Raw genomic sequence first — 22,641 nt, forward strand, 5'->3', positions numbered from 1 at the left:
AGCACAGAATATGCCCAACACATGGCCTTCGCCCCGACAGCCCGGAGACAAGGCTGGCGAACGACGCTACGGGCCCTCCAGGAGCCAATGAAGTCGGTGCGCTACGCGCCCTTCGGTTGTGCACTTAGCACACAGCGGCCCCACGCAGGTGCAACCTTAGGTGACACGAACGGCAGCCGGAAAACCGCAGAAGCGCCGGGAGATGCCTCTGCCACGCCGGGGTCGGGAAGATTGGCCCACGAATTGCCTGTCCTGTATATACAGGAAAACATGCCGATAGCATCCCGCCCGCGGCAGCCGCCGTACACGCTTCAGGAACAACCCATGTCCGATACAGTGCTCATCGCCCCAGGCCAACTCACCCTCGACCAATTGCGCCTGATCCACCAGCACCAGGCCGACATCGGTCTCGACCCCGCCTGCCAGGCCGACATCGAAGCCAGCACCCGCACGGTGGCCGCGATCATCGCCAGCCAGCGCACCGTCTACGGCATCAATACCGGCTTCGGCCTGCTGGCGCGCACGTCCATTCCCGGCGACCAGTTGGCCAGGCTGCAGCGCAACCTGATCCTCTCCCATTGCACCGGCACCGGCCCATTGCTGGACGATGCCACCGTCGGTTTGGTCATGGCGCTCAAGATCGCCTCCCTGGCCCGCGGCTTCTCCGGTGTGCGCAGGGAGGTGATAGACGGGCTGCTCAAGCTGTACCGCGCCCAGGTCTATCCGTGCATTCCCTCGCAAGGCTCGGTGGGCGCATCCGGCGACCTGGCCCCGCTGGCGCACATGTCCTCGGCGCTCATCGGCGTCGGCCAGGTACGCCACCGGGGCCGCGTCATGGACGCCGTGGAAGGCCTGGCAGTGGCCGGCCTGGAGCCGCTGGAACTAGGGCCCAAGGAAGGCCTGGCGCTGATCAACGGCACCCAGGTGTCCACCGCCCTGGCCCTGCGCGGGCTGTTCGCGGCGGAGAAGCTGTTCGTCTCGGCGGTGGTCGCCGGCAGCCTGACGGTGGAAGCGCTCAAGGGTTCCTACGTGCCCTTCGACGCGCGCATCCAGGCGGTCCGTGGCCAGCCCGGGCAGATCGACGTGGCGGCCTTCTACCGCGAGCTGCTGCACGACAGCCAGATCAACCAGTCGCACATCGACTGCAAGCGCGTGCAGGACCCCTACTCCCTGCGCTGCCAGCCCCAGGTGATGGGCGCCTGCCTCGACCACCTGCGCTTCGCCGCCGGGGTGTTCCTGCGCGAGGCCAACGCGGTGTCGGATAACCCGCTGGTGTTCAGCGCCGACGGCGACGTGCTCTCCGGCGGCAACTTCCACGCCGAGCCGGTGGCCATGGCCGCCGACGTGCTGGCCCTGGCCATCGCCGAGATCGGCGCCCTGTCGGAACGGCGCATCGCCCAACTGGTGGACCCGGCGCTGTCCGGCCTGCCGGCGTTCCTGGTCAGGGAAGGCGGGCTCAACTCCGGCTTCATGATCGCCCAGGTGACCTCGGCAGCCCTGGCCTCGGAGAACAAGACCCTCGCCCACCCGGCCTCGGTGGACAGCCTGCCGACCTCGGCCAACCAGGAAGACCACGTGTCCATGGCCACCTTCGCCGCGCGCCGCCTGCAGGACATGGCCGGCAACAGCTCGGCGGTGGTCGCCATCGAGCTGCTGGCCGCCGCCCAGGGCGTGGAATTCCACGCGCCGCTGCAAAGCTCGCCGCAGCTGCAGGAAGTGCTGAAGATGATCCGCGCCCAGGTCCCGGCCTACGACCAGGACCGCTACTTCGCCCCGGACATCGCCGCCGCGCGGGCCTGGGTCGAGGACGGCGCCTTCGCTCGCTGGCTCGCCCCCGGCGCGCTGTACGCCTGAGCCGCCGCATATGCGCCGCTACCAGACCGGCCCCGACTTCCGCCGCGCGCAGAGCATCGCCGAGCTGGCCGCCATGGCCCGCCGGCGCCTGCCGTATTTCGCCTGGGAATACCTCGACGGCGGCGCGGAAGACGAGCTGACCCTGCGGCGCAACCGCCAGGCCTTCGCCGAACTCGGCCTGCTGCCGCGCACCCTGGTGCCCTGCGCGGCGCCCGACCTGCGCCGCCCCCTGTTCGGCGGCGAACTGCCGCTGCCGCTGGGCATAGGCCCGAGCGGCTACAACGGCATGCTGTACCGCGACGCCGACCTGCACCTGGCCCGTGCCGCCGGCGAGCGCGGCCTGCCCTTCACGCTCAGCACGGTGGCCACCAGTTCGCTGGAGGAAGTCGCCGCCGCGGCGCCCGGCACCGAACTGTGGTTCCAGCTCTACTGCCTGCGCGACCCCGGCATCCAGGACGACCTGCTGCAGCGCGCCGAGGCCGCCGGTTGCCGCACCCTGCTGCTGACCGGCGACGCCGTGCTGCTGGGCAACCGGGAATGGGACAGGCGCAACTTCAGCCGTCCGCAGCACCTCACCTGGCGCAACCGCCTCGACGTGCTGCGCCACCCACGCTGGCTATTGCAGGCGCTCTGGCCGCAGGGCATGCCGCAAATGGCCAACCTCGCGCCCTACCTGCCGGCGAACCGGCGCAACGCCGCTGGCGCCGCGCACTTCATCGGCCAGCAGATGGATACCGCGCTGGACTGGAACGCCCTGGAACGCCTGCGCCAACGCTGGCCACACCGCCTGCTGCTCAAGGGCGTGCTGGACGCCGGCGACGCCCGGCGCTGCGCGGAGCTGGGCCTCGATGGGGTGGTGGTCAGCAACCACGGCGGCCGCCAGCTCGACGGCGCGCCGGCCAGCGTCGACTGCCTGCCGGCCATCGCCGCGGCGGTCAAGGGCCGCCTGGCGGTCCTGCTGGACAGCGGCATCCGCCGTGGCGCCGATATCCTCAAGGCCTGCGCCCTGGGGGCCGACGCCGTGCTGCTCGGCCGCGCCACCCTGTATGGCGTGGCCCTTGGTGGCAGCGCCGGCGCCGGTCACGCGCTGGACCTGTTGCACCAGGAACTGCGCCTGGCCCTGGCCTTGCTCGGACGCAGCCGCCTGGCCGAAGTCGACCCCACCTGCCTGCTGCGCGCCACGCCAGCCCCACTCCCCGCATAGGCAAGCCCCATGAGCGAGCTCGAACAGACCCTCCAGTTGCTGCGCCAGGCCCTTGGCGACAAGGCCGTGCTCACCGGCGCCGCGATCAATCCGCGCCACCACAGCGACTGGACCCGCCACGCCCCCGCCTGCCCCGCGGCGCTGCTGCTGCCACGCGACACCGGGCAGGTCGCCGCGGCCCTGCGCATCTGCAACGAACGCGGCCAGGGCGTGGTGCCCCAGGGCGGCATGACCGGCCTGGCCGGCGGCGCCGTGCCGCGCCCCCAGGACATCGCCCTGTCGCTGGAGCGCCTGGAGGGTATCGAGGAACTCGACAGCGCCGCCTCGACCCTGACGGTCCGTGCCGGCACCCGCCTGGAGACCATCCAGCAGGCCGCCCTCGAGGCCGGCCTGCTGTTCCCGCTGGACCTGGGCGCGCGCGGCTCCTGCCAGATCGGCGGCAACATCGCCTGCAACGCCGGCGGCAATGCGGTGATCCGCTACGGCATGACCCGCGATCTGGTCCTGGGCCTAGAGGTGGTGCTGGCCGACGGGCGGGTGCTGAACCTGCTCAACAAGATGATCAAGAACAACACCGGCTACGACCTGAAACAGTGCTTCATCGGCTCCGAAGGCACCCTCGGGGTGATCACCCGCGCGGTGCTCAAGCTGGCGCCGCCGCCCGGCGAACAGACCACCAGCCTCTGCGCCCTGCCCGACTACGCCAGCGCCGTCGCCCTGCTGCGCCGCGTGCAGCGCGAGCTGGGCACGCCGCAGGCCTACGAGCTGATGTGGCAGGACTTCTACCGCCTCGGCGTGTCCTGGCTGGAAAACGCCGAGGCGCCGCTGGCCGACCACCATCCGCTGTATGCGCTGTTCGACACCAGCGCCGCCGGCCAGGCCCTGGAGCGCACGCTGCAGGGCGCCTTCGAAGCCGGCGAGGTGGTCGACGCGGTGATCGCCCGTTCCCACGCCCAGGCTCGCCAGCTGTGGAAAGTTCGCGAGGCCACCGGGGAATTCCCCAACCGCCTGCAACCGCTGAACTTCGACGTCAGCCTGCCGATCGGCCGCATCGGCGAGTTCGTCGAGAGCTGCCGCGAGCGCCTGCAGGCGCGCTGGCCGGGCAACCGCAGCTTGTATTTCGGCCACATCGGCGACAGCAACCTGCACCTCACCCTGGACTGCCGCGCGCTGCCGCAGCCGGCGCCGGTGCTGGAAGTGGAGGAGCTGGTCTATGCCGCGGTCGGCGAAATGGCCGGCTCGGTGTCCGCCGAACATGGCATCGGCCTGCTCAAGCGCGAATTCCTGCACCACTCGGTAAGCCCCGAGGCCCTGCAGGTGATGCGCCAGCTCAAGCAGGCCCTGGACCCCAGGGGCATCCTCAACCCCGGCAAGCTGCTGGGGTGAACCGGCGCAGACCGGCCCATGCCCCTGTTGATTGGCACATTTGCTGCTGCTCTGCCGTTGCACAAGAACGACAACTGTCCGCCCAACGAAGGAGTTACCCGATGCGCTTCAACCCCGTGCTTGGCAAGACCCTCGCCGCCCTCGGCGCCGCCGCGATCCTCGCCCTAGCCCCGCAGGCCAACGCCGACCAGTTGGCCGACGTGAAGAAAGCCGGCGAACTGGTGGTGGGAACGGAAATGCAGTTCGCCCCCTTCGATTTCCTCGAGAACGGCAAGCAGCAGGGCCTGAACGCCGAACTGTTCAAGGCCCTGGGCGACGAACTGGGCGTGAAGGTGCGCTTCATCGACCTGCCCTGGCCGAGCGTGCTGCCCGGCCTGGAGGCGAAGAAGTTCGATGTGGTCGCCGGGCCCATCATCGTCACCAAGGCGCGCAAGGAGCGCTACCGCTTCGTCGACCCCATCGCAGAGGCCACGGTGTCGCTGCTCAGGAGCGCGCGCAACGACAAGATCGCCAAGCCCGAGGACATCGCCGGGCTCACCGTCGGCGCCGGCAAGGGTTCCGCGCAACTGGAGGAGCTGAAGACCTTCGCTGCGACCCTGCCGCAGAAGGTGACCATCCGCGAATACGTGGACAACAATCAGGCCTATGCCGACCTCGCCGCCGGGCGCATCGCCGCGGTGGCCAACTCGCTGCCGAACATCTCCTACGTCGCCGCCCAGCGCCCGCAGGTATTCGCCGTGGTGCAGCCACCGTTCGGCAAGAAGTCCTACTTCGCCTACCTGGGCCGCAAGGACGACGACGCCGCCAGCCTGATCCAGGCCCTCGACCAGGCCCTGGCCAAGCTGCACGCCGACGGCCGCCTGGCCGCGCTGCAGAAGAAGTGGCTGGGCGCGGCCATGCAGACTCCGCAGGGTGACTTCGAGCCCACCTGGTAATCCTGGGCGGCGGCGTGCCCGGCCGGGGCACGCCCCCGTCTTCCGCCTTGCGATGCGCCAAGCGGCGCAGGAGACCGGCAATGATCTTCGATTGGCCCACCCTGCTGCAGAGCCTGCCGCTGATGGCCGCGAGCCTGCTGACCACCCTCGGGGTCTCCCTCGCGGGCCTGGGCATCGGCTTCGTCATCGGCATCGGCGTCTGCACCCTGCGCCTGTCGCCACGTCCACTGCTGCGCCGCCTCGGCGGCGCCTACATCTTCGTGTTCCGCGGCGTGCCCCTGCTGGTGCAGCTGCTGTTCATCTACTACTTCCTGCCGCGCATCGGCCTGCCCAACGTCTCGCCCCTGGTGGCGGCGGTGATCGGCCTGGCCCTGGCGGCCGGCGCCTACATCGCCGAGATCTTCCGCGGTGGCTTCCTCGCCATTCCCGGCGGCCAGCTGGAAGCGGCGCACCTGCTGGGGATATCGGCCTGGCAGATCCTGCTGCGGATCAAGGTGCCGCAAGCGGTGCGCCTGACCCTGCCGGCCCTGCTCAACGAAATGATCCTGCTGATCAAGGCGTCCTCGCTGGTCTCGGTGGTCGGCCTTGCCGACCTGACGCGCACCGCACAGAACCTGGCGGCGAGCAACTACCTGTTCCTGCAGACCTACCTGGTGCTGGCCGCCTTCTACTGCCTGATCAATATCCCCCTGGCGTTCTGCGGCGGCCTGCTCGAACGGCGGCTGCAAAGGGGGCTGGCATGACCTTCGAGCCGAGCATCATCACCAGCCGCCTGGGCGAGATCGGCGATGGCCTGCTGGTGACCTTCCAGACCTGGAGCGCCGGTGTCGCCCTGGGCCTGCTGCTGGGCCTGCTGATCGCCATCCTGCAGCTGTTCGGCGGGCCCTGGCTGCGCGCGCCGCTGCGTGCCTTCATCGAACTGATCCGCGCCACGCCCTTCCTCGTCCAGCTGTTCCTGCTGTACTACGGCGGGCCGTCCTTCGGCCTCGACCTGCAACCGATCAGCGCCGGCATCCTTGGCCTGGGCGTGTACGGCAGCGTGTATTTCGCCGAGATCTTCCGCGCCGGCTTCCAGTCGGTGCCGCCGGGCCAGCTGGAGGCCGCCGAGTGCCTGGGTATCGGCCGCTGGCAGTGCATCCTGCGCATCCAACTGCCGCAGATGCTGGTGATCATCCTGCCGGCGCTGGTCAACCTGGTCACCATCCTGTGCAAGGAAACCGCGGTGCTGTCGATCATCACCATCCCGGAACTGACCATGGTGCTGACCGGCATCGGCTCGGAGACCTTCGCCTTCGTCGAGACACTGCTGGTGCTGTGCATCGGCTATCTCGTGCTCATCGAACTCTGCTCGCGCCTGGGCCTGACCCTGGAAGCGCGCGTCGGGCGCTTCCTGCAGCGCCAGGAGGCCTGACATGAACACCCCGGTACGCCCATACGGCCCCGCCATCGAGGTGCATCCCATGCAACACGACCCCAGCACCGGCGCAGCCGGCGAACCCATTCTCAAGCTGCGCGGCGTCGGCAAACACTTCGGCCAGCTGCAGGTGCTGCACGACATCGACCTGGACGTGCGGCGCTCGGAAGTGGTGTGCCTGATAGGCCCCTCCGGCTCCGGCAAGAGCACCCTGTTGCGCAGCATGGCCTTCCTCGAGCAGTACGACAGCGGCGAGGTATTCATCGAGGGCCAGCTGCTCGGCTGGCAGCCCGGCCCGCGGCGCAAGCTGGCCAGCCGCGCGCAGATCAACCAGGTGCGGCGCAACGTCGGCATGGTCTTCCAGCAGTTCAACCTGTGGCCGCACATGAGCGTGCTGGGCAACGTCACCGAGGCCCTGCTGCGGGTGCGCCGGCAGCCGACCGACGAGGCCCGGCGCCGCGGCCTGGCGATGCTGGAGAAGGTCGGTCTGGCGCACAAGGCCGACAACTACCCGGCACAGCTCTCCGGCGGCCAGCAGCAGCGTGTGGCCATCGCCCGCGCGCTGGCCATGGAGCCGCACATCATGCTGTTCGACGAGCCGACCTCGGCGCTGGACCCGGAGCTGGTGGGCGAGGTGCTGCAGGTGATGAAGGCGCTGGCCGCCGACGGCATGACCATGGTGGTGGTGACCCACGAGATGGGCTTCGCCGCCCAGGTCGCCGACACCGTGGTCTTCCTCGACCAGGGCCGCATCGTCGCCAAGGGCTCGCCGCGCGAGGTTTTCCACGACACCCGGCACCCCCGCCTGCAGCAGTTCCTGCAGAACTACCTGGACCGCAATGCCTTCTGGCAGGACCTGAAAGAAGAAGAGGCCCGCGCATGACCTACCTCGACTCTCTCGCCCGCGCCGAAGTACGTGGCCTCGCCCGCTACAACGCCGGCCTGTCCAGCGACGCCGTGCGCCAGCGCTTCGGCCTCGCCCGCATCGCCAAGCTGGGCAGCAACGAAAACCCGCTGGGCGCCGCGCCTGCGGTGGCCGCCGCTCTGGCCGAGGCTGCCGGGCAATGCGCGCTCTACCCCGACGCCAGCTGCGGCGAGCTTCGCGCCGCGCTGGCCGAGCACCTGCAGGTGGACGGCCAGCGCCTGGTGTTCGGCAACGGCTCGGAGGACCTGCTCGGGATCATCAGCCGGGTGTTCCTCGACCATGGCGACGAGGTGCTCACCGTGCTGCCATCCTTCGGCCTGCACCTGATCTACCCACGCGCCGCCGGCGCCGAAGTGCGCGGCGTGCCCATGACAGCGGACATGGGTATCGACGTCGACGGCCTGATCGCCGCCCTCGGCCCGCGCACCCGCCTGCTGATGTTCGCCTGCCCGTCCAACCCGGTGGGCTGTACCCTGCGGGCCGACGAACTGCAGCGCATCCTCGAAGGGCTGCCGGCGCACTGCCTGCTGGTGTTCGACGAGGCCTACCACGAGTACGCCCGCGACGAGCCCGGCTACCCCGACTGCCTGGCCATGCTGGAGGCCAGCGGCAAACCCTACGTACTGCTGCGCACTTTTTCCAAGGCCTACGCCCTGGCCGGACTGCGCATCGGCTACGGGGTAGCCGGCGACGCCCACCTGGCCGAGCTGATCGACCGCCTGCGCACGCCCTTCAACGTCAATCGCGCGGCCCAGGCCGCCGCCATCGCCGCGCTGGCCGACCAGGCGCACCTGCGCGCCAGCCTCGAGCACGTCGCCGTCGAACGCCGCCGCCTGGACGCGGCGCTGCGCGAGCGGGGCCTGCTGCCGGCGCCATCGCGGGCGAACTTCCTGTTCTTCGCCACGCCCTTCGAGGCCGAAGACCTGAACCAGGCCCTGCTGCGCCAGGGGGTGATCGTCAAACCCTGGCGCGAACCGGGTTACACTCGCTGGCTGCGCGTTTCCGTCGGCACCCGCGAGGACAACGACCTGTTCCTCCAGGCCCTCGACCGGGCCCTCGCGCAACCCGCGCCGCCCGCCTGATCCGCCGCCCCGGAGCCACCTCCATGACCGCCAAGCCCAGCATCCCGCAAGCCCTCTATCGGCAGGCCAAGTCCTTCGTCGAGAACAAGCTGCGCTCGGGCGAGTGGAAACCCGGCGACCTGATCCCCTCGGAGAACCGACTGGTGGTGGAGCTGGGCATGTCGCGCATGACGGTCAACCGCGCCCTGCGCGAACTCACCGCCGAAGGCCACCTGGTGCGGCTGTCGGGGGTGGGTACCTTCGTCGCCGACCGCAAGCCGCAGTCCAACCTGCTGATGATCGCCAACCTCGCCGACGAGGTGCGCGCCCGCGGTCATCGCTACGAGTGCCGGCTGGTCACTCTCGCCCGCGAAGCCGCCTCGCTGCCGGTGGCGGCGGCGCTATCGCTGCCCACCGGCAGCTCGGTATTCCATGTCACCTGTGTGCATTGCGAGGAAGGCGTGCCGGTGCAGTTGGAAGACCGCTACGTGAACCCGGAGCTGATTCCCGAGTTGCTGCAGCAGCGCTTCGACGACGAACTGCAACCCTCGCAGTACCTGCTCAACGTGATCGCGCCGGACGAGATGGAGCACATCGTCGACGCCGTGCTGCCGAACCCGGCGGAAAGCGAGCTGCTGGAACTGGAAGGCAACGAGCCCTGCCTGGTGCTGATGCGCCGCACCTGGGTCCGGGGCAAGGCGGTGACCTTCGTGCGCTTCGTCCACCCCTCGTCGCGCTATCGCCTGGGCAGCCGCCTGCCGGTCAAGGCCGGGCACGGCGCGGGCTGAGCGAACGCCTGATCCAGTACGTAACAGTGGCAATGTCGGCGCGCCCCGCGCGGTCAAGCCCTGGCATTCAGCTCGATCAGGCAGCAGTTCACCGGGCCGTCGCTCTCCAGCAGCAGCTCGGCCAGGCCTTCGTTACCCTCGATGCGCAGGCAGTCGTGGCGCCCCAGGACGCCGCAGTCATGGCCGTCCAGGCTGGCGCGCAGGCCCTCGCCGGCGCTGAACAGCAGCCAGATGCCGGACGAGGCGAACAGGCGCTGCTCGCCATTCACCCGCAGCCAGTGCAGGCGCGCGTCGTAGCGCTGCGGCGCGTAGATCAGATTGAAGTCGCGTATGGCGCCATCGAGCAGCGTGCACTCCACATGGCTGTCGCCGCTGAAGGCGAACGGGTCCAGCGCCAGCAAGGGCCGCGAATCCACGCCGTCGACGTGCAGGCGCATGCCGGCGCCTTCGAGCACGGTGATGATCCGCTGGTAACCGTCGAAACGGGAGAAACCGCCGGACTCGCCGACGTCGGCGATCGACAGGCGCCAGCCGAAGCCCGCCAGGCCGGCGCCGCTGTCGCGGGTGATCTCCAGCGTGGTGCCGGCCCCATTCTTCCAGGGCATGCACGGGTAATCGGCGGCGCGCAGCAGGTGGATCATTGTTCGAATTTCCCCTCGAGTCGGTAACGGGAGCCGGGATACAGCAGGCGGGTGCTGGCCACCACCTGGCGGCCCGACCAGGTGCGCCGGCGGATCAGCAGGCAGGGCTCGCCACGCTCGATCTTCAGCAGCTTGCATTCGGCCGCATTGGCCAGCACCGCCTCGACCACGTGCTCGCCCTCGGTCATCGGCGCCAGCGCCATCAGGTAGGCGTTGGGCGTGCTGCGGGTGAAGTCCTGCCCCAGGTACTCCGGCGCCACCAGCGGGTTCACGTAGCGCTCCTCGATCTGTACCGGCACACCGTTCTCGAAGTGCACCAGCAGCGAGTGGTACAGCTTCTGCCCCTCGCGCAGGCCCAGGGCCATGGCGTGCTCGGGGCCGGCCTTGACCTCGTCGAGGACGATCACCTCGGCGCGGTGCGCGTGGCCACGGCTGGCGATCTCGTCGGCGATGTTGTGCACCTCGAACAACGCCGCCTGGCCCTTGGGCTCGGCGACGAAGGTGCCCACACCCTGCATGCGGACCAGCAGGCCCTCGGCAGTCAGCTCGCGCAACGCCCGGTTGATGGTCATGCGGCTGAAGCCCAGCTCGGCGACCAGTTCGCTCTCCGACGGCACCCGGTAGTGCGGCGGCCAGGTGCCGCTGGCGATCTGCTGGGTGATCATCTGCTTGACCCGCGCGTAGAGCGGCGCCGGCGTCTCTCCGAGCTGGGCGGCCAACGGCAAGGACGAGGGTTGTGGGTTCGGCATCGGAGCGCTCCTTGGCGGGATGACCTTGGCGACAGTTTACGCACGCCCAGAACATCTGTATATGTATATACAAATAAGTCCATGCGTGCAGGAGCATGATTATGCCCGCCTATTACGCCGAACGCGCCCTCCTCCCTTCCGGCTGGGCCCGCGATGTCCGTTTCGAGGTTGCCGCCGACGGCCTGCTGGCGCGGGTCGAGGCCAACGCCGGCGCCGAGGGCGCGGAGCGCCTGCGCGGGCCGGTGCTGCCGGGCATGCCCAACCTGCACTCGCACGCCTTCCAGCGCGCCATGGCGGGCCTGGCCGAGGTGGCCGGCAACCCCAACGACAGCTTCTGGACCTGGCGCGAACTGATGTACCGCCTGGTCGGCCGCATCACCCCGGAGCAGTTGCAGGTCATCGCCCGCCAGCTGTACATCGAGATGCTCAAGGCCGGCTACACCGGCGTCGCCGAATTCCACTACGTGCACCACGACCTGGATGGCCAGCGCTACGCCGAGCCGGCCGAGCTGGCGCTGCGCGTCAGCCAGGCCGCACGCGAGGCCGGCATCGGCCTGACGCTGCTGCCGGTGCTCTACAGCCATTCCGGCTTCGGCGGCCAGCCGCCCAGCGAAGGCCAGCGCCGCTTCATCAACGGCACCGACGCCTACCTCGAACTGATCCACGGCCTGCAGCCGCGCCTGGCGGCGCAACCGGCGCAGCGCGTCGGCCTGTGCTTCCACTCGCTGCGCGCGGTGACGCCGCAGCAGATCACCGAGGTGCTGGAGTCCGACAGCAGCGAAGGACCGATCCACATCCACATCGCCGAGCAGCAGAAGGAAGTCGACGACTGCCTGGCCTGGAGCCAGCGCCGGCCGCTGCAGTGGTTGTACGACAACATCGAGGTGGACGAGCGCTGGTGCCTGGTCCACGCCACCCACGCCGAGCCCGACGAAGTCGCCGCCATGGCCGCCAGCGGCGCCGTGGCCGGCCTGTGCCTGACCACCGAGGCCAACCTCGGCGACGGCATCTTCCCGGCGGTGGACTACCTGGCCCGCGGCGGGCGCCTGGGCATCGGCTCGGACAGCCACGTGTCGCTGAGCGTGGTGGAAGAACTGCGCTGGCTGGAATACGGCCAGCGCCTGCGCGACCAGAAGCGCAACCGCCTGTACCGCAGCGACCAGCCCAACGTCGGCCAGACGCTCTACGAAGCGGCCCTTGTGGGCGGCGCCCAGGCCCTGGGCCAGCCGGTGGGCGAACTGGCCGCGGGCCGCCGCGCCGACCTGCTGGTGCTCGACGGCAACGATCCCTACCTGGCTACGGCCAAGCCCGAGACACTGCTCAACCGCTGGCTGTTCGCCGGCGGCGACCGCCAGGTGCGCGATGTGATGGTCAACGGGCAGTGGGTGGTGCGGGAGCGCCGGCATGCGCTGGAAGAGCAGAGCGCCGGGGAGTTTGCGGGGGTGTTGCGGGAGTTGTTGGGGTGATGGGGGCAGCCGGTGGCTTCGTCGTCTAGACCAACCTTCTTTCCCTCTCCCCAGCCCTCGGCTGCGCGCCCCGCCCTGAAGGGAGAGGGGGCTAGTCCGTGCCGAGAGATGGAAGGGTTTCAGCCGGACACCTCCGGCGTCGCCGGCTGACTCTAAAACACCCAGCCCTGCCCAACGGTCCCCTCTCCCTTCAGGGAGAGGGTTAGGGAGAGGGAGCGGAGGTGAAGTAGCGCGCCTGCGTTACCGGCAGGCACCGTCCCTCAATTCCCCGCGATCGCACTATCCTTGCTCCGCCAAATCAGATCGCTGGTGTCATACCCCTTGCGATTGGCCTCGGCCAACAAACGACGCAACGTCGCCTCCGGCAGGCTGGTCTGCCGCGCCAGCAGCCACAGGTGGTCGCGGTCGCGGTTGCCGACCAGTGCGGTCTGGTAGTCCTCGTCGACGTAGAGCACCTGGTAGTCGCCGCGCACCACGCCGGGGAGCAGCCGCGACGCCCAGTTATCGAAGCGCACCCAGAAGGCATCGGTGCTGCCCGGCGTCTGCGGGGTGGCCGTGCCGGTCACCTGCTTCCAGCTGCCGTCGGCGGTGCGGCAGCGGTTGCGCAGGCCGATGCTGCCGTCGGCGCGCACGCTGTAGTGGGCCTCGGACTGCAGGCAGGCGCGCTGGAAGAACATCGGCTTGCGCGCCAGCTCGTACCAGGTGCCGGCGTAGCGCTGCGGGTCGACCTGCATCGTTTGCGGCCGCTCCTCGGCGTGCCCGGCGCAGCCGCCGATGCCGGCCAGCGCGACGGCGGCGAGCACCCGCAGCGCGGCGTTCATCTCACTTCAGGCCCTGGCCGGAGAACATCAGCACCTTGTCGCCGGCGTACTGCACGCTGATGAAGGTCTTGTCGTCGCCCCAGGTGCAGCTGGACACGCCCAGCGCGCCGGAGCACTCGGTGGGTTTGCCGAGCAGGGCCTCTACCTCGGCCTTGTCCATGCCGGCCTTGAGCTTGGAATAGTTTTCCTGGTTGAGCTTGCTGCAGGCGGCCATGGCGATGCAGACGGCGATCAGGGCGATACGGCGGAAGGACATGGGCAACTCCATTGTCGGATGGTCCATTGGACAAGCGTGGCACAGGCCACGCGAAACGCACCCTTGGAGTCAGAAACGCGAGCCGGGTTCCTTGAGGAAGGCGACTTCCTCGGCGCTGGACTCGCGGCCAAGGATGGCGTTGCGATGGGGGAAGCGGCCGAAGCGCGCGACCACCGCGCGGTGGCGCTCGGCGTAGTCGAGGAAATCGGCGAACAGCGCCTTGTCGTCCTCGGCGGCCTGCTCGTGCAGTTCGGCGAAATGCTGTACCGCCTGCTCCTGCTGCGCCAGGTCCTCGGCGTGCTCCAGCACCAGGTAGACGAAGACCCGCTCGATGGGCTGCAACTGGCGGTCCAGCCCGGCCGCAAGACCGCGGCGCACCAGCGCCTGGGCGCGGGCGTCACCGTCGTAGGCGCGCGGCGTGTCGCGGAAGATCATCCGCGGCAACTGGTCCAGCAGCAGGATCAGCGCCAGCCAGCCCTGGGCCGAGCCGGCCCAGTCGGCCAGCCCGCCGTCCAGGGCCTGGCGCACCAGGCCGCCGAAGCGGTTATCCGAGGCCACGTCCTCGCAGGCGCTCTTGCCGAACCACAGGCCATTGCGCTGGGCGGCGACGTCGCTGGCGCGCAGGGCGTCGCCGAACCACCAGTCGAGCAACGCCTGCCAGGCGGATACCGCGCTCATCAGGCCTGGTGGTAGCCGGTGACGCGCTCGACCTCTTCCTTCGAACCGAGGAATACGGCCACGCGCTGGTGCAGCGAATCCGGCTGGATGTCGAGGATGCGCTGGGTGCCGTTGGTGGCGGCGCCGCCGGCCTGCTCGATGATGAAGGACATCGGGTTGGCCTCGTACATCAGCCGCAGCTTGCCGGGCTTCTCCGGCTCACGGGCATCGCGCGGGTACATGAAGATGCCGCCGCGGGTCAGGATGCGGTGCACGTCGGCCACCATGGAGGCGATCCAGCGCATGTTGTAGTTCTTGCCCAGCGGGCCTTCCTTGCCGGCCAGCAGTTCGCTGACGTAGCGCTGCACCGGGGCTTCCCAGTGGCGCTGGTTGGACATGTTGATGGCGAACTCGGCAGTGCTTTCCGGCACGCGGATGTTGTCGTGGGTGAGCACGAAGCTGCCCAGCTCGCGGTCCAGGGTGAAGCCCTTGACGCCGTCGCCGAGGGTCAGCATCAGCATGGTCTGCGGGCCGTAGATGGCGTAGCCGGCGGCGACCTGCCTGGTGCCCGGCTGGAGGAAGGCCTGCTCGTTGAGGCTGTCGTTCTGGCTCAGGTGCTGCTCGGGGCAGCGCAGCACCGAGAAGATGGTGCCGACCGAGACGTTGACGTCGATGTTGCTGGAGCCGTCCAGCGGGTCGAACACCAGCAGGTAGGCGCCCTTGGGGTACTTGCCGGGGATCTGGTAGGCGTTGTCCATCTCCTCGGAGGCCATGCCGGCCAGGTGGCCGCCCCACTCGTTGGCTTCCAGGAGGATTTCGTTGGACATCACGTCCAGCTTCTTCTGCACCTCGCCCTGCACGTTCTCGGTGCCCATGCTGCCCAGCACGCCGCCCAGGGCGCCCTTGGACACGGCATGGCTGATTTCCTTGCACGCACGCGCCACCACCTCGATGAGGAAGCGCAGGTCGGCCGGGGTGTTGTGGCTGCGGGTCTGCTCGATGAGGTAGCGGCTGAGGGTAACGCGGGACATGGAAGGGCTCCGGGGGAGAGGTAGGAAAAAAACTGCGCGCATTCTAGCGTGGAATCGGCCACGCCGCCTCCCGTACGGCGCGTCCGTCCTGAGGTTGGAGCGCGCCGCCGGTGGTCGGTTCCCTCGTCGCTGCGGCCGTCAGTCGCGGCGGCTTGCTGGCGTGCCTGGCTTAGAAGTCCAGGCTCAGCGCCAGGCTCACGCCCTGCTGCAGGTCGTCGTCGCTGCGGTGCGCGCTGTAGCCGCCACGCAGCGAGAGTTCCGGGGTCAGCTTCTGGGCGAAGCCCAGGGTCGCGCGCTGCAGGTGGCTCTGCGGGGTGTAGCCCTGCAGGGTGAAGCCGTTGGCCGGCAGGCTGGTGAAGGCCATCCCGATGTTCTGGGTGTCGTCGGCGTATTCACGCTCCACCGCCACTTCGCCGAACAGCTGGGTCTGCTCGCTGAGCGCGTACTTGCCCTGCAGGCCCACGCCAAGGCGGCGGGAATAGCGCTTCTGCTCGTCGAACGACAGCGAGGTGGAAGCGTTGCCCTCGTCGTAGCCGTCCACCTTCACCCGCGCCCAGTCGGCGCTGACGAAGGGCGACAGGTGCCAGGCCTCGCCGCCCTGGGCGATGTCGTAGCCGATCCGGCCGCTGAAGGCGAGCAGGTTGCCGTTGGTGTCGCCCTTCTCCTCGACGGTGCGCGGGCCGATGGCGAACTTGCGGTTGGCCTCGTCGTAGTCGAGGTAGCCGCCGGTCACCGCGGCGTCGCCCCACCAGCGATCCTGCTGGTACTGCACGAAGAGGCTGCCCAGGTAGCTGTTGAGCTTGTAGTCGGAATCCTCGGCGCCGGCCTCCAGTTTCTGCCGGTAGAAACCGGCGGCGATGCCGGCGCGCCAGGCGTCGTCCAGGCGCAACGAGCCGCCCAGGGTCAGGTTGTAGCCGAAGCCGTCGCCGCTGGCGGCGCTGTCCTGGTCGTCGTAGTCCAGGTGCTGGCCGCCGCCGGTGACGAAGCCACGCCACTGGCCGACGCCCTGCCAGTTCTCCCAGTCGGCCAGCCACTGGCTGCGCAGCTCGTCCTGGTAGGCGCGCAGGGTGCCGTGGGCCATTTCCGGCAGCAGGGTGGCCTCCCAGGGCGCGGACAGCACCGAGTAGGCGTAATCGGCGATCAGCGTCTGGCCGGCGATGGTCGGGTGCACGCCATCGTTGAAGATCAGCTTGGTCGGGTCGGGGCTGCTGCCGTGGCGGCCGTAGACCGGGTTTTCCGGGCAGCTGTTGCCACTGAAGCAGGTGCCCACCAGGTTCTGTCCGGTGGCCAGGCCATAGGCGCCGGGGTCGGCCAGCACTTCCTGGAGCATCAGCGGGATGTTCAGCGGGATCACGTTGGCGCCGCTGCTGGCCAACTGGCTGACCAGCTCTTCGTTGAAAATGCCGCTGAGCTGGGTGCCGAAGCTCTGCAGGACGGTGCCGTTGGTGGCCGGGGTGAGGCCCAGGTCGGGCAGCAGCCAGACCATGATGTAGCGGGCGCCGGCCTGGCTCAGGGCCTGGGCGCTGTCCACCAGGCGCCCGGCGGCGGCGCGGGCGGAGGGGTCGTCGGTGATGCGGAACTGCAGGAAGTCGTTGCCGCCGCCGGTGAGGTAGTAGAGCGCGTTGGGGTCGGCGAGGCGGCCGACCAGGTAGCCGTCGCGGGTGCGCGTCTGGCCGTTGGCGCTGACCACCGAGCCGCCGGCGGCGGTGATGGAGTCGTAGATCTGGTCGGTGCGGTAGCCACCCACCGCCCAGTTGTTGCCGTCCGGCAGGCCTTCGGCGGCGTTCACCAGCGAGGTCGAGGGGCCGAGGTCGCCGGCGGCGACGCCCAGCTTGCCGCCGAGGATCATCGCTGCGGTAGGCCCGAAGACCTCGCCGCTGCCGTCCAGATAGGTCGGTCCCACGCGGTTGGTGAAGCGGGTGGAGGCGCCGGCGGGGCCGCCGGCGTCGGGGAACTGGCCGGCGTCGCTGAGGCTGTCGCCGAACACCACCAGGGTCGAATACGGGGAAGGTGACGCCAGGGCCTGACCGGCGATGCCGAGCAGGCAAGCGGCGGCCAGGGGTGAAAGCACCTGTTTGATCATGCGGCTGACTCCATGCTTTTTCTTATAGGTAGAGTGCAACGCCGTTAACAGTATCAGAACAATCGCGCAGAGTAGCGTTCTTGACGCATTTCCCTACATAAGCTGGCGTAATTTCTCCATTTCCCGGTATTTGCTCATTGGCCAGCCCGCTGCCCGCGCAGCAGGCTGAAGGCCATGCCGCCCAGCAGCAGCACCCCGCCCAGCAGTACGGCCCACAGGCCGATGCGCTTCCAATTGCCGTCGCCGGCGCTGGCGGCTTCCGCCGGGGCGGCCTGCAGGGCACCGTCCAGGCTGGCCTGGCCGACCTGGGCCGGCTTGTCCGGCTGGTAGCCGGGGATCAGCACGCTCAGCGGCAGGCTGGCGGAGGTGGCGTCGCGCTTGCCGAGGGCCAGTTGGTAGGGCGCGCTGCCGCGCACCAGGAACACCAGCTCGCGGGCGCGCATGGCCACCCGCAGGTCGGGCGCCGTGTCGCCCAGGCCGGTGCCGCGCGCGTCGGTGACCAGGCGCAGCTGGCGCACCGGCTGGCCGGCCAGCAGCAGTTCGTCCTGGCGCACCTGGCGGCCATCCACCGGCAGGTCGTAGAGCACCCCGCGGGCCAGCGGGTACCAGTCCTCGCGCGTGCCCTGCCCCGCGGCGTTGCGCGTGGACAGCGCCACCGGCGCCATCAGGTGTTGCGTCGCCGTGCCGAGATCGAAACGCACCCGCTCCAGCGGCAGCGCCTGGGGCAGGTCCCAGCGGTAGCTGCCGTCCGCCTCGCGGCGCCCGGCGATGGGCTCGGACCACACCAGCGGCGTGCTCGCGGCCTGGTCGGTGCGGCCCAGCAGGCGCGCGCCCTTGAGCGTCACCGCCGCGTTGCCGGCCGGCCAGGACAGGCGCAGGTAGCGCGCCTTCTGCCCGGGCAGGGCCACCTCGCTGACGTCCATGCGCTCGCCGTTGAAGCTCAGGCGGGCGAGCTGGCCGTCGCCCCAGTTGCGCCAGTGCTGCAGGTCGTCGCTGGCCTCGATGCGGAAGTGCTGGAAGCCCTCGGCCTCGCTGCTCCAGTCCAGGGCCAGGCGCTCGAAGGGGAAGTCGGACTCGCCAGCGTCCAGAAGCCAGCCGCTGCGCCGCTCGCCCGTTGGCACGGGAGTTGCGTCGGGCAGCACTTCCACCAGGGTGCCGGTGGTGCTGCGCTGGATGCGCAGGCCGGGCTGGCGGCCGGGGTCGGCTTCGGCGCCGTACAGCGGGAACAGCCGGGCCGCGGCCTCATGGGCGGTGCTGCTGCCCTGCGCCGCCGCCGCGCTCAGCGCGTAGGGCAGCGCCTCGCCCTCCTTGTCGAACACCCGCAGGTCGCGCAGGTCGGCATGGGCGGCGGCCAGTTGCACGCTCATCGGCAGTTGCAGGCGGTACCAGGGGCCTTCGCCCTGCAGGCGCAGGGGCACCTGCTGCGGGTAGTCGGCGGGGGTTTCCGCGGCCTGGGCCAGCCCGGCGGCCAGGCAGAGGATGAGGGAAGCCAGCTTCATGCGGGGGGTTGCTCCTGTTGCCCGGCCACCCGGTGCGGCGGCAGCGGGGCGAAATAGCCGACGACCAGCAGCAGCACGCCGACGCCGATGAAGGAAACGATGCGCTCCAGGCTGCCGCTGTTGCCCAGCTCGACGAAGAACAGCTTGACCACCACCACGCCGATCAGCGCCGCGCCGACCATCCACAGGTCGCGCCGACCGCGCAGGTGGCCGCCGACCATCAGGCCCAGGGCGATCAGCGTCCAGACGATGGACAACCCGGCCTGCACCAGCATCGACTCGCGCAGCGGCTCCAGGGCGAAGGGCACACCGCCCCAGTGGTGCGCGGTGCGGCACACGGCCAGGGTCAGCAGGGCGAACAGCGAGGCGCCCAGCAGCGCCTGCGCCGGCAGGCGCACCTGTTCGCCGGCAAGGCCCAGTTGCGGCAAGCCCTCGCGGCTCCACTGGAAGACCGCCGCCAACACGATCAGCATGCCCAGCTCCAGCGGATTGAGCAGCGGCAGGTAGGGCAACGGTTGCGCCGCGCCGTCGCTGACCAGGTTGACCAGCCAGAACCAGCCGAGCAGCGCCAGCGCCACCGGCGCCGCGGCCAGGGCGCGGTACTCCCGGGGGAAGGCCGCCACCGGCCAGGGCAGCGTGCGGCGCGCGCCCATGAGGATCAGGTAGAGGCTCGGTACCAGCGCCCAGCCCAGCCAGCGCCAGGCGTTGTAGTGCTCGGCCAGGGCGAGGAACAGGTAGCGCAGCTGCAGCGCCAGCACCGCGAGCAACAGCCAGCAGCCGAGCACGTGGGCGCCGCGCAGGGGCAGCGCCGGCAGCACCGGTTCCAGGCGCCTGAGCGACCAGAAGTGCGCCACGAACAGCGCGCCCCAGCCCAGCCAGCCGAGTTCACCCAGCGGCTGGTACTCCGGCTGCCATGCACTGGCCAGCGCCAATACGCCCGCCGGCGCCAGGGCCAGGCAGGCGAGCGCCAGGGCCCGCCACTGCTCGCGGCGGGCGACGAAGGCCCAGAGCACCACGCTGACGGCCGCCACCAGCAGGGCGACGTGCTCGCGCCGCGACGCCGGGACGAAGCGGGCGATCTCGCACAGCGCGGTCAGCGCCCACCAGCCAGCGCCCCAGGCCAGCAGCAACTGCGACAGCCGTTCCAGGGTCAGCGCCCCCAGTTGCAGCGCCTGCCCGCCCTGCCCCGCCCGGTGCAGGCGCCAGGCGCCGACCAGCGCCGCCAGGGCCAGCACCGCCGGGCACCAGAAGCCGCTGTGGGCCAGGGGCGTCAGGCCCTCGCCGGAGAGCCCGGCGAACAATGACGAGCCGCCGAACAGCAGCGCCGCGCCGCCCAGCACCTGCAGCAGCAGGCCGAACACGAAGCTCGCGCGCTGCTGCAAGGCCAGGCTCAGCCAGAGGATCAGCAGGCCGCTGCCGGCCCATACCGCCGCGGCGCTGCGCCAGGGCAGGACGAACAGCACCGCCAGGTTGACGAAGGCCAGGCCGGCCAGCAGCACCGCGCTGAGGCCGAGCATCAGCCGGCGGTCGTCGCGCACCAGCGGGTCGCGCGCGGCGAGGATCATCCCGGCGATCAGCGCCAGGCCGATCAGGCTGGCGCCGAACAGGCCGGTCCAGCCGCTGCCGAGCACCCCGGCGCCGCCGTCGGCCGCCCGCAGGTCGGCGAGGAACAGCGCGCCGCCGAGCAGCTGCACGGCGAAGGCACAGAACAGGAAGGTCCGCGAGCCCAGGCGCAGCGCGGCGAACACCGTGGCCAAACCAGCCAGCGCCCAGGCCATGGCGGTGCCCGGCACGGCAAAGCACAGCGGCGCGATCAGGTAGAGGAAGGCCAGGCCGCAGGCCGCCAGCACCGGCTGGCAGCGCGGCTCCCAGGGCCAGAGGCCGGCGTCGCCGTGGCGGCGCAGTTGCCAGTAGCTGAACAACAGCGCCACGCCGAGCATCAGCGCGCCCAGTGGCGCGCCATCCAGCAGCTTATCCACACCCGGTTGCAGGCCCATCAGGAAGGCGATGGCCGCGCCCACCTGCAACAGCAGCGCGAACATCCGCGCCAGCCGCCGCCCCTGGCGCAGGCCCAGCCAGTAGACGCCGGCGCCCTCCACGGCCCAGGCCGCCGAGGTCCAGCGCGCGTCCAGGCCCAGCGGGATGGCCAGGCTGCCGAACACCACGCCCAGCGCCAGGCAGGCTTCCACCAGCAGCAGGGCGCGGCCGGCGGTGCGCCCGGCCAGCAGGCGCGCCAGGCCCATGTAGAACAGCCCCAGCGCCAGCGCGCTGAACGCCGGGCCGAATTCCAGGTGGCGGATCAGCGCGTATTGCAGGCCGAAGCCGATCAGCGGCGCGCCGAACAGCACGGTGCCGTCGACGTAGTCGGTCTGCCGCAGCGACCAGCGCAGCGTCTCGTCGCGTCCGGCGCCCTCCTCCAGGCCTGCGGCCTCGCGCAGGCGGCGGCGGGCGAAGAGCAGGCCGATGGCCACGTACATCAGGAAGAACAGCAGCAGGAAGGGCTCGGTGCTGGCGAACAGCTCCGGCGTGTAGGAACGCAGCCCCCAGGCGAAACCGATGCCGAAGGTGCCGAAGAAGCCGATCAGGTTGAGCAGGCGCCAGGCGCGGAACCAGGCGATGGCGAAGATGCCGGCGTTGAGCAGGGCGAAGTAGCTGAACAGGGCGACGTGGTTGCCGGCGCCGGTGGAAGTCAGGATGGGCGCGGCGAATCCGCCCAGGGCCGCCGCGGCGGCAAGGCCGAGGGCGTCCTGCAGCACCGCCAGCACGGCGGAGAACACCGTCACCACCACCAGCAGGCCAAGGGCCTGGCCGGGCGTCAGCAGCGGATGCAGGCGCATGGCGGCGAACACCGTCAGATACAGCACCGCGATGCCGGTGCCCTGCAGCAGCAGGCCGTAGGTCGCGCGCTTGTGCCGCAGCCACCAGCCCAGGGCCAGCAGGGCGATGGCGGCGGCGGCCACGCCCATGTAGCGCAGCTCGACGGGGACGACCACGCGCTCGGAGGCGTAGCGCAGCAGGAAGGCCAGGCCGAGGAACAGCAGCAGCACGCCGACGCGCAGCACGGTATTGCCGCCGAACAGCCAGTCGCGCGCGGCACCGAAGGCACGATCGAACCAGGACGGGCCGGATGGAGCGGCCGGTTCGGCCTCCCAAGCCGGGGCTTCGCGCGCCACGGGGACTTCGACGGCGGGCGGGATCGGGGCTGGCGGCGGCTCCTGGGGCTGCAACGACCAGTCAGGCGCAGCGCTGGTCGCGGCAGGCGCCTGCGCTTCGGGCAGCTCGATCTCCCATTCCAGCTCCGGCTCAGGCTCGGCGACGGCTTCCGGCGCAACGACGGGCTCCGCCGGCTCGGCGGGCGGCACAGGCGCTACGGCCCCGCCCTGCTCCAGGCGCAGCAGGCGCTGGTATAACGCCTCGGTACCCGCCTCGAACCGCTCGGCGAACTGCTCCAGCTGCCGGCGCAACGCCGCGTTCTGCCGCTGCAGGCCATGCAGCGCCAGCGCCTGGCCGAACAGCAGCCCCACCCCGGCGCCCACCAGGCCATCGGTGATCGACTCGTCCCAGGCGGCGCCCAGCACCAGGCCGATCAGCATGAAGATCCATTGCATGCATTCACATCCTTGAAAGGGAAACGCCCCCATCCAGCGGCGCGCAAGGCTCCGAGTATATCGCCCCACGCGGCGCAGGCACCCTGATTCCACAGGATATGACGCCAGCGCCGGGACGCCAGCCACAAAGCACAAGGAACGGCAGGCGCCGGCAGTATCGGCTGGGCGAGAGAGTCGGGCCCGGGCAGATCGGCAAGGGTCATGAAGCGCCTCCTTGTCCGAGACGCGTGCCTCCTGTCGATACGGCTCCCCCGCTTTCTTGC

Annotated in this window: 19 protein-coding genes; 10 read left to right on the forward strand and 9 right to left on the reverse strand. The window is 70.2% G+C overall.

The genetic code is table 11. The features are described 5' to 3' along the window. The first annotated feature begins 324 nt into the window (after positions 1-324). From hutH to hutC (QSJ95_RS18355), 9 genes are all read left to right on the forward strand, one after another. Entirely contained in the window at positions 325-1,854 is a 1,530-nt protein-coding gene (gene hutH / locus QSJ95_RS18315; protein ID WP_285644362.1) for a histidine ammonia-lyase, read from the forward strand. Between the two features lie 10 nt (positions 1,855-1,864). Further along, positions 1,865-3,058, forward strand: a complete 1,194-nt coding sequence (locus QSJ95_RS18320; RefSeq protein ID WP_285644364.1) for an alpha-hydroxy acid oxidase — start codon at positions 1,865-1,867, stop codon at positions 3,056-3,058. A gap of 9 nt (positions 3,059-3,067) precedes the next feature. Then, the gene (locus QSJ95_RS18325; RefSeq protein ID WP_285644366.1) at positions 3,068-4,444 is read left to right on the forward strand and encodes an FAD-binding oxidoreductase; all 1,377 of its coding nucleotides are present in this window, start codon (positions 3,068-3,070) and stop codon (positions 4,442-4,444) included. 101 nt (positions 4,445-4,545) lie between these two features. Further along, the gene (locus QSJ95_RS18330) at positions 4,546-5,379 is read left to right on the forward strand and encodes a transporter substrate-binding domain-containing protein (protein ID WP_285644369.1); all 834 of its coding nucleotides are present in this window, start codon (positions 4,546-4,548) and stop codon (positions 5,377-5,379) included. A gap of 80 nt (positions 5,380-5,459) precedes the next feature. Then, the gene (locus QSJ95_RS18335) at positions 5,460-6,122 is read left to right on the forward strand and encodes an amino acid ABC transporter permease (RefSeq protein ID WP_009613739.1); all 663 of its coding nucleotides are present in this window, start codon (positions 5,460-5,462) and stop codon (positions 6,120-6,122) included. Then, entirely contained in the window at positions 6,119-6,790 is a 672-nt protein-coding gene (locus tag QSJ95_RS18340; RefSeq protein ID WP_285644371.1) for an amino acid ABC transporter permease, read from the forward strand. Before QSJ95_RS18335 ends, QSJ95_RS18340 begins: the two co-directional genes overlap by 4 nt. A gap of 88 nt (positions 6,791-6,878) precedes the next feature. Next, complete coding sequence (locus tag QSJ95_RS18345; RefSeq protein WP_173427893.1) at positions 6,879-7,676, forward strand: amino acid ABC transporter ATP-binding protein; 798 nt, start codon at positions 6,879-6,881, stop codon at positions 7,674-7,676. Continuing rightward, positions 7,673-8,800, forward strand: coding sequence for a histidinol-phosphate transaminase (hisC, locus tag QSJ95_RS18350; protein WP_009613745.1), 1,128 nt, complete (start codon positions 7,673-7,675; stop codon positions 8,798-8,800). The genes QSJ95_RS18345 and hisC overlap by 4 nt, the downstream gene beginning before the upstream one ends. 23 nt (positions 8,801-8,823) lie before the next feature. After that, positions 8,824-9,567, forward strand: a complete 744-nt coding sequence (hutC, locus tag QSJ95_RS18355) for a histidine utilization transcriptional repressor HutC (protein WP_009613746.1) — start codon at positions 8,824-8,826, stop codon at positions 9,565-9,567. A gap of 53 nt (positions 9,568-9,620) precedes the next feature. On the opposite strand, the gene QSJ95_RS18360 is transcribed toward hutC (QSJ95_RS18355), so the two are convergent. Both QSJ95_RS18360 and hutC (QSJ95_RS18365) read right to left on the reverse strand, forming a co-directional pair. Beyond that, the gene (locus QSJ95_RS18360) at positions 9,621-10,208 is read right to left on the reverse strand and encodes a HutD/Ves family protein (RefSeq protein WP_285644374.1); all 588 of its coding nucleotides are present in this window, start codon (positions 10,206-10,208) and stop codon (positions 9,621-9,623) included. Beyond that, positions 10,205-10,957 carry a histidine utilization transcriptional repressor HutC gene (gene hutC / locus QSJ95_RS18365; protein ID WP_276215193.1) on the reverse strand — a complete coding sequence of 251 codons (753 nt, stop codon included), beginning with the start codon at positions 10,955-10,957 and terminating at the stop codon, positions 10,205-10,207. The genes QSJ95_RS18360 and hutC (QSJ95_RS18365) overlap by 4 nt, the downstream gene beginning before the upstream one ends. A gap of 101 nt (positions 10,958-11,058) precedes the next feature. Here hutC (QSJ95_RS18365) and QSJ95_RS18370 point away from each other — a divergent pair, with 101 nt between their 5' ends. Continuing rightward, positions 11,059-12,423, forward strand: coding sequence for a formimidoylglutamate deiminase (locus QSJ95_RS18370; protein ID WP_285644379.1), 1,365 nt, complete (start codon positions 11,059-11,061; stop codon positions 12,421-12,423). Positions 12,424-12,683: 260 nt separating this feature from the next. Here QSJ95_RS18370 and QSJ95_RS18375 read toward each other — a convergent pair whose 3' ends face one another. From QSJ95_RS18375 to QSJ95_RS18405, 7 genes are all read right to left on the reverse strand, one after another. After that, positions 12,684-13,244 carry a lipocalin family protein gene (locus tag QSJ95_RS18375; protein ID WP_043317924.1) on the reverse strand — a complete coding sequence of 187 codons (561 nt, stop codon included), beginning with the start codon at positions 13,242-13,244 and terminating at the stop codon, positions 12,684-12,686. 1 nt (position 13,245) lies between these two features. Next, positions 13,246-13,500, reverse strand: coding sequence for an outer membrane protein assembly factor BamE domain-containing protein (gene bamE / locus QSJ95_RS18380; protein WP_009613753.1), 255 nt, complete (start codon positions 13,498-13,500; stop codon positions 13,246-13,248). Positions 13,501-13,569: 69 nt separating this feature from the next. Next, entirely contained in the window at positions 13,570-14,178 is a 609-nt protein-coding gene (locus QSJ95_RS18385; RefSeq protein WP_285644380.1) for a DUF924 family protein, read from the reverse strand. Further along, positions 14,178-15,188 carry a class 1 fructose-bisphosphatase gene (locus QSJ95_RS18390; protein ID WP_043317922.1) on the reverse strand — a complete coding sequence of 337 codons (1,011 nt, stop codon included), beginning with the start codon at positions 15,186-15,188 and terminating at the stop codon, positions 14,178-14,180. The genes QSJ95_RS18385 and QSJ95_RS18390 overlap by 1 nt, the downstream gene beginning before the upstream one ends. Positions 15,189-15,357: 169 nt before the next feature. Beyond that, positions 15,358-17,271: an esterase EstP gene (estP, locus tag QSJ95_RS18395; RefSeq protein WP_069863100.1), complete on the reverse strand. Its 1,914-nt coding sequence runs from the start codon at positions 17,269-17,271 to the stop codon at positions 15,358-15,360. Positions 17,272-17,405: 134 nt separating this feature from the next. Then, entirely contained in the window at positions 17,406-18,770 is a 1,365-nt protein-coding gene (locus QSJ95_RS18400) for a DUF3999 domain-containing protein (RefSeq protein ID WP_069863099.1), read from the reverse strand. Then, positions 18,767-22,378, reverse strand: a complete 3,612-nt coding sequence (locus QSJ95_RS18405) for a DUF2339 domain-containing protein (RefSeq protein ID WP_285644382.1) — start codon at positions 22,376-22,378, stop codon at positions 18,767-18,769. The genes QSJ95_RS18400 and QSJ95_RS18405 overlap by 4 nt, the downstream gene beginning before the upstream one ends. Between the last annotated feature and the right edge of the window lie 263 nt (positions 22,379-22,641).

It is taken from the genome of Pseudomonas sp. NBRC 100443 (genome assembly GCF_030268185.1).
Lineage (GTDB): Bacteria > Pseudomonadota > Gammaproteobacteria > Pseudomonadales > Pseudomonadaceae > Pseudomonas > Pseudomonas citronellolis.

Bases quoted from the DNA above. Each gene is read 5' to 3' on its own strand.
- QSJ95_RS18330 (WP_285644369.1), top strand. From the start codon at position 4,546: ATGCGCTTCAACCCCGTGCTTGGCAAGACCCTCGCCGCCCTCGGCGCC.
- QSJ95_RS18360 (WP_285644374.1), bottom strand. From the start codon at position 10,208: ATGATCCACCTGCTGCGCGCCGCCGATTACCCGTGCATGCCCTGGAAG.
- hutH (WP_285644362.1), top strand. From the start codon at position 325: ATGTCCGATACAGTGCTCATCGCCCCAGGCCAACTCACCCTCGACCAA.
- QSJ95_RS18370 (WP_285644379.1), top strand. From the start codon at position 11,059: ATGCCCGCCTATTACGCCGAACGCGCCCTCCTCCCTTCCGGCTGGGCC.
- QSJ95_RS18375 (WP_043317924.1), bottom strand. From the start codon at position 13,244: ATGAACGCCGCGCTGCGGGTGCTCGCCGCCGTCGCGCTGGCCGGCATC.
- QSJ95_RS18385 (WP_285644380.1), bottom strand. From the start codon at position 14,178: ATGAGCGCGGTATCCGCCTGGCAGGCGTTGCTCGACTGGTGGTTCGGC.
- estP (WP_069863100.1), bottom strand. From the start codon at position 17,271: ATGATCAAACAGGTGCTTTCACCCCTGGCCGCCGCTTGCCTGCTCGGC.
- bamE (WP_009613753.1), bottom strand. From the start codon at position 13,500: ATGTCCTTCCGCCGTATCGCCCTGATCGCCGTCTGCATCGCCATGGCC.
- QSJ95_RS18390 (WP_043317922.1), bottom strand. From the start codon at position 15,188: ATGTCCCGCGTTACCCTCAGCCGCTACCTCATCGAGCAGACCCGCAGC.
- QSJ95_RS18325 (WP_285644366.1), top strand. From the start codon at position 3,068: ATGAGCGAGCTCGAACAGACCCTCCAGTTGCTGCGCCAGGCCCTTGGC.
- hutC (WP_276215193.1), bottom strand. From the start codon at position 10,957: ATGCCGAACCCACAACCCTCGTCCTTGCCGTTGGCCGCCCAGCTCGGA.
- QSJ95_RS18405 (WP_285644382.1), bottom strand. From the start codon at position 22,378: ATGCAATGGATCTTCATGCTGATCGGCCTGGTGCTGGGCGCCGCCTGG.
- QSJ95_RS18320 (WP_285644364.1), top strand. From the start codon at position 1,865: ATGCGCCGCTACCAGACCGGCCCCGACTTCCGCCGCGCGCAGAGCATC.
- QSJ95_RS18335 (WP_009613739.1), top strand. From the start codon at position 5,460: ATGATCTTCGATTGGCCCACCCTGCTGCAGAGCCTGCCGCTGATGGCC.
- hutC (WP_009613746.1), top strand. From the start codon at position 8,824: ATGACCGCCAAGCCCAGCATCCCGCAAGCCCTCTATCGGCAGGCCAAG.
- hisC (WP_009613745.1), top strand. From the start codon at position 7,673: ATGACCTACCTCGACTCTCTCGCCCGCGCCGAAGTACGTGGCCTCGCC.
- QSJ95_RS18340 (WP_285644371.1), top strand. From the start codon at position 6,119: ATGACCTTCGAGCCGAGCATCATCACCAGCCGCCTGGGCGAGATCGGC.
- QSJ95_RS18400 (WP_069863099.1), bottom strand. From the start codon at position 18,770: ATGAAGCTGGCTTCCCTCATCCTCTGCCTGGCCGCCGGGCTGGCCCAG.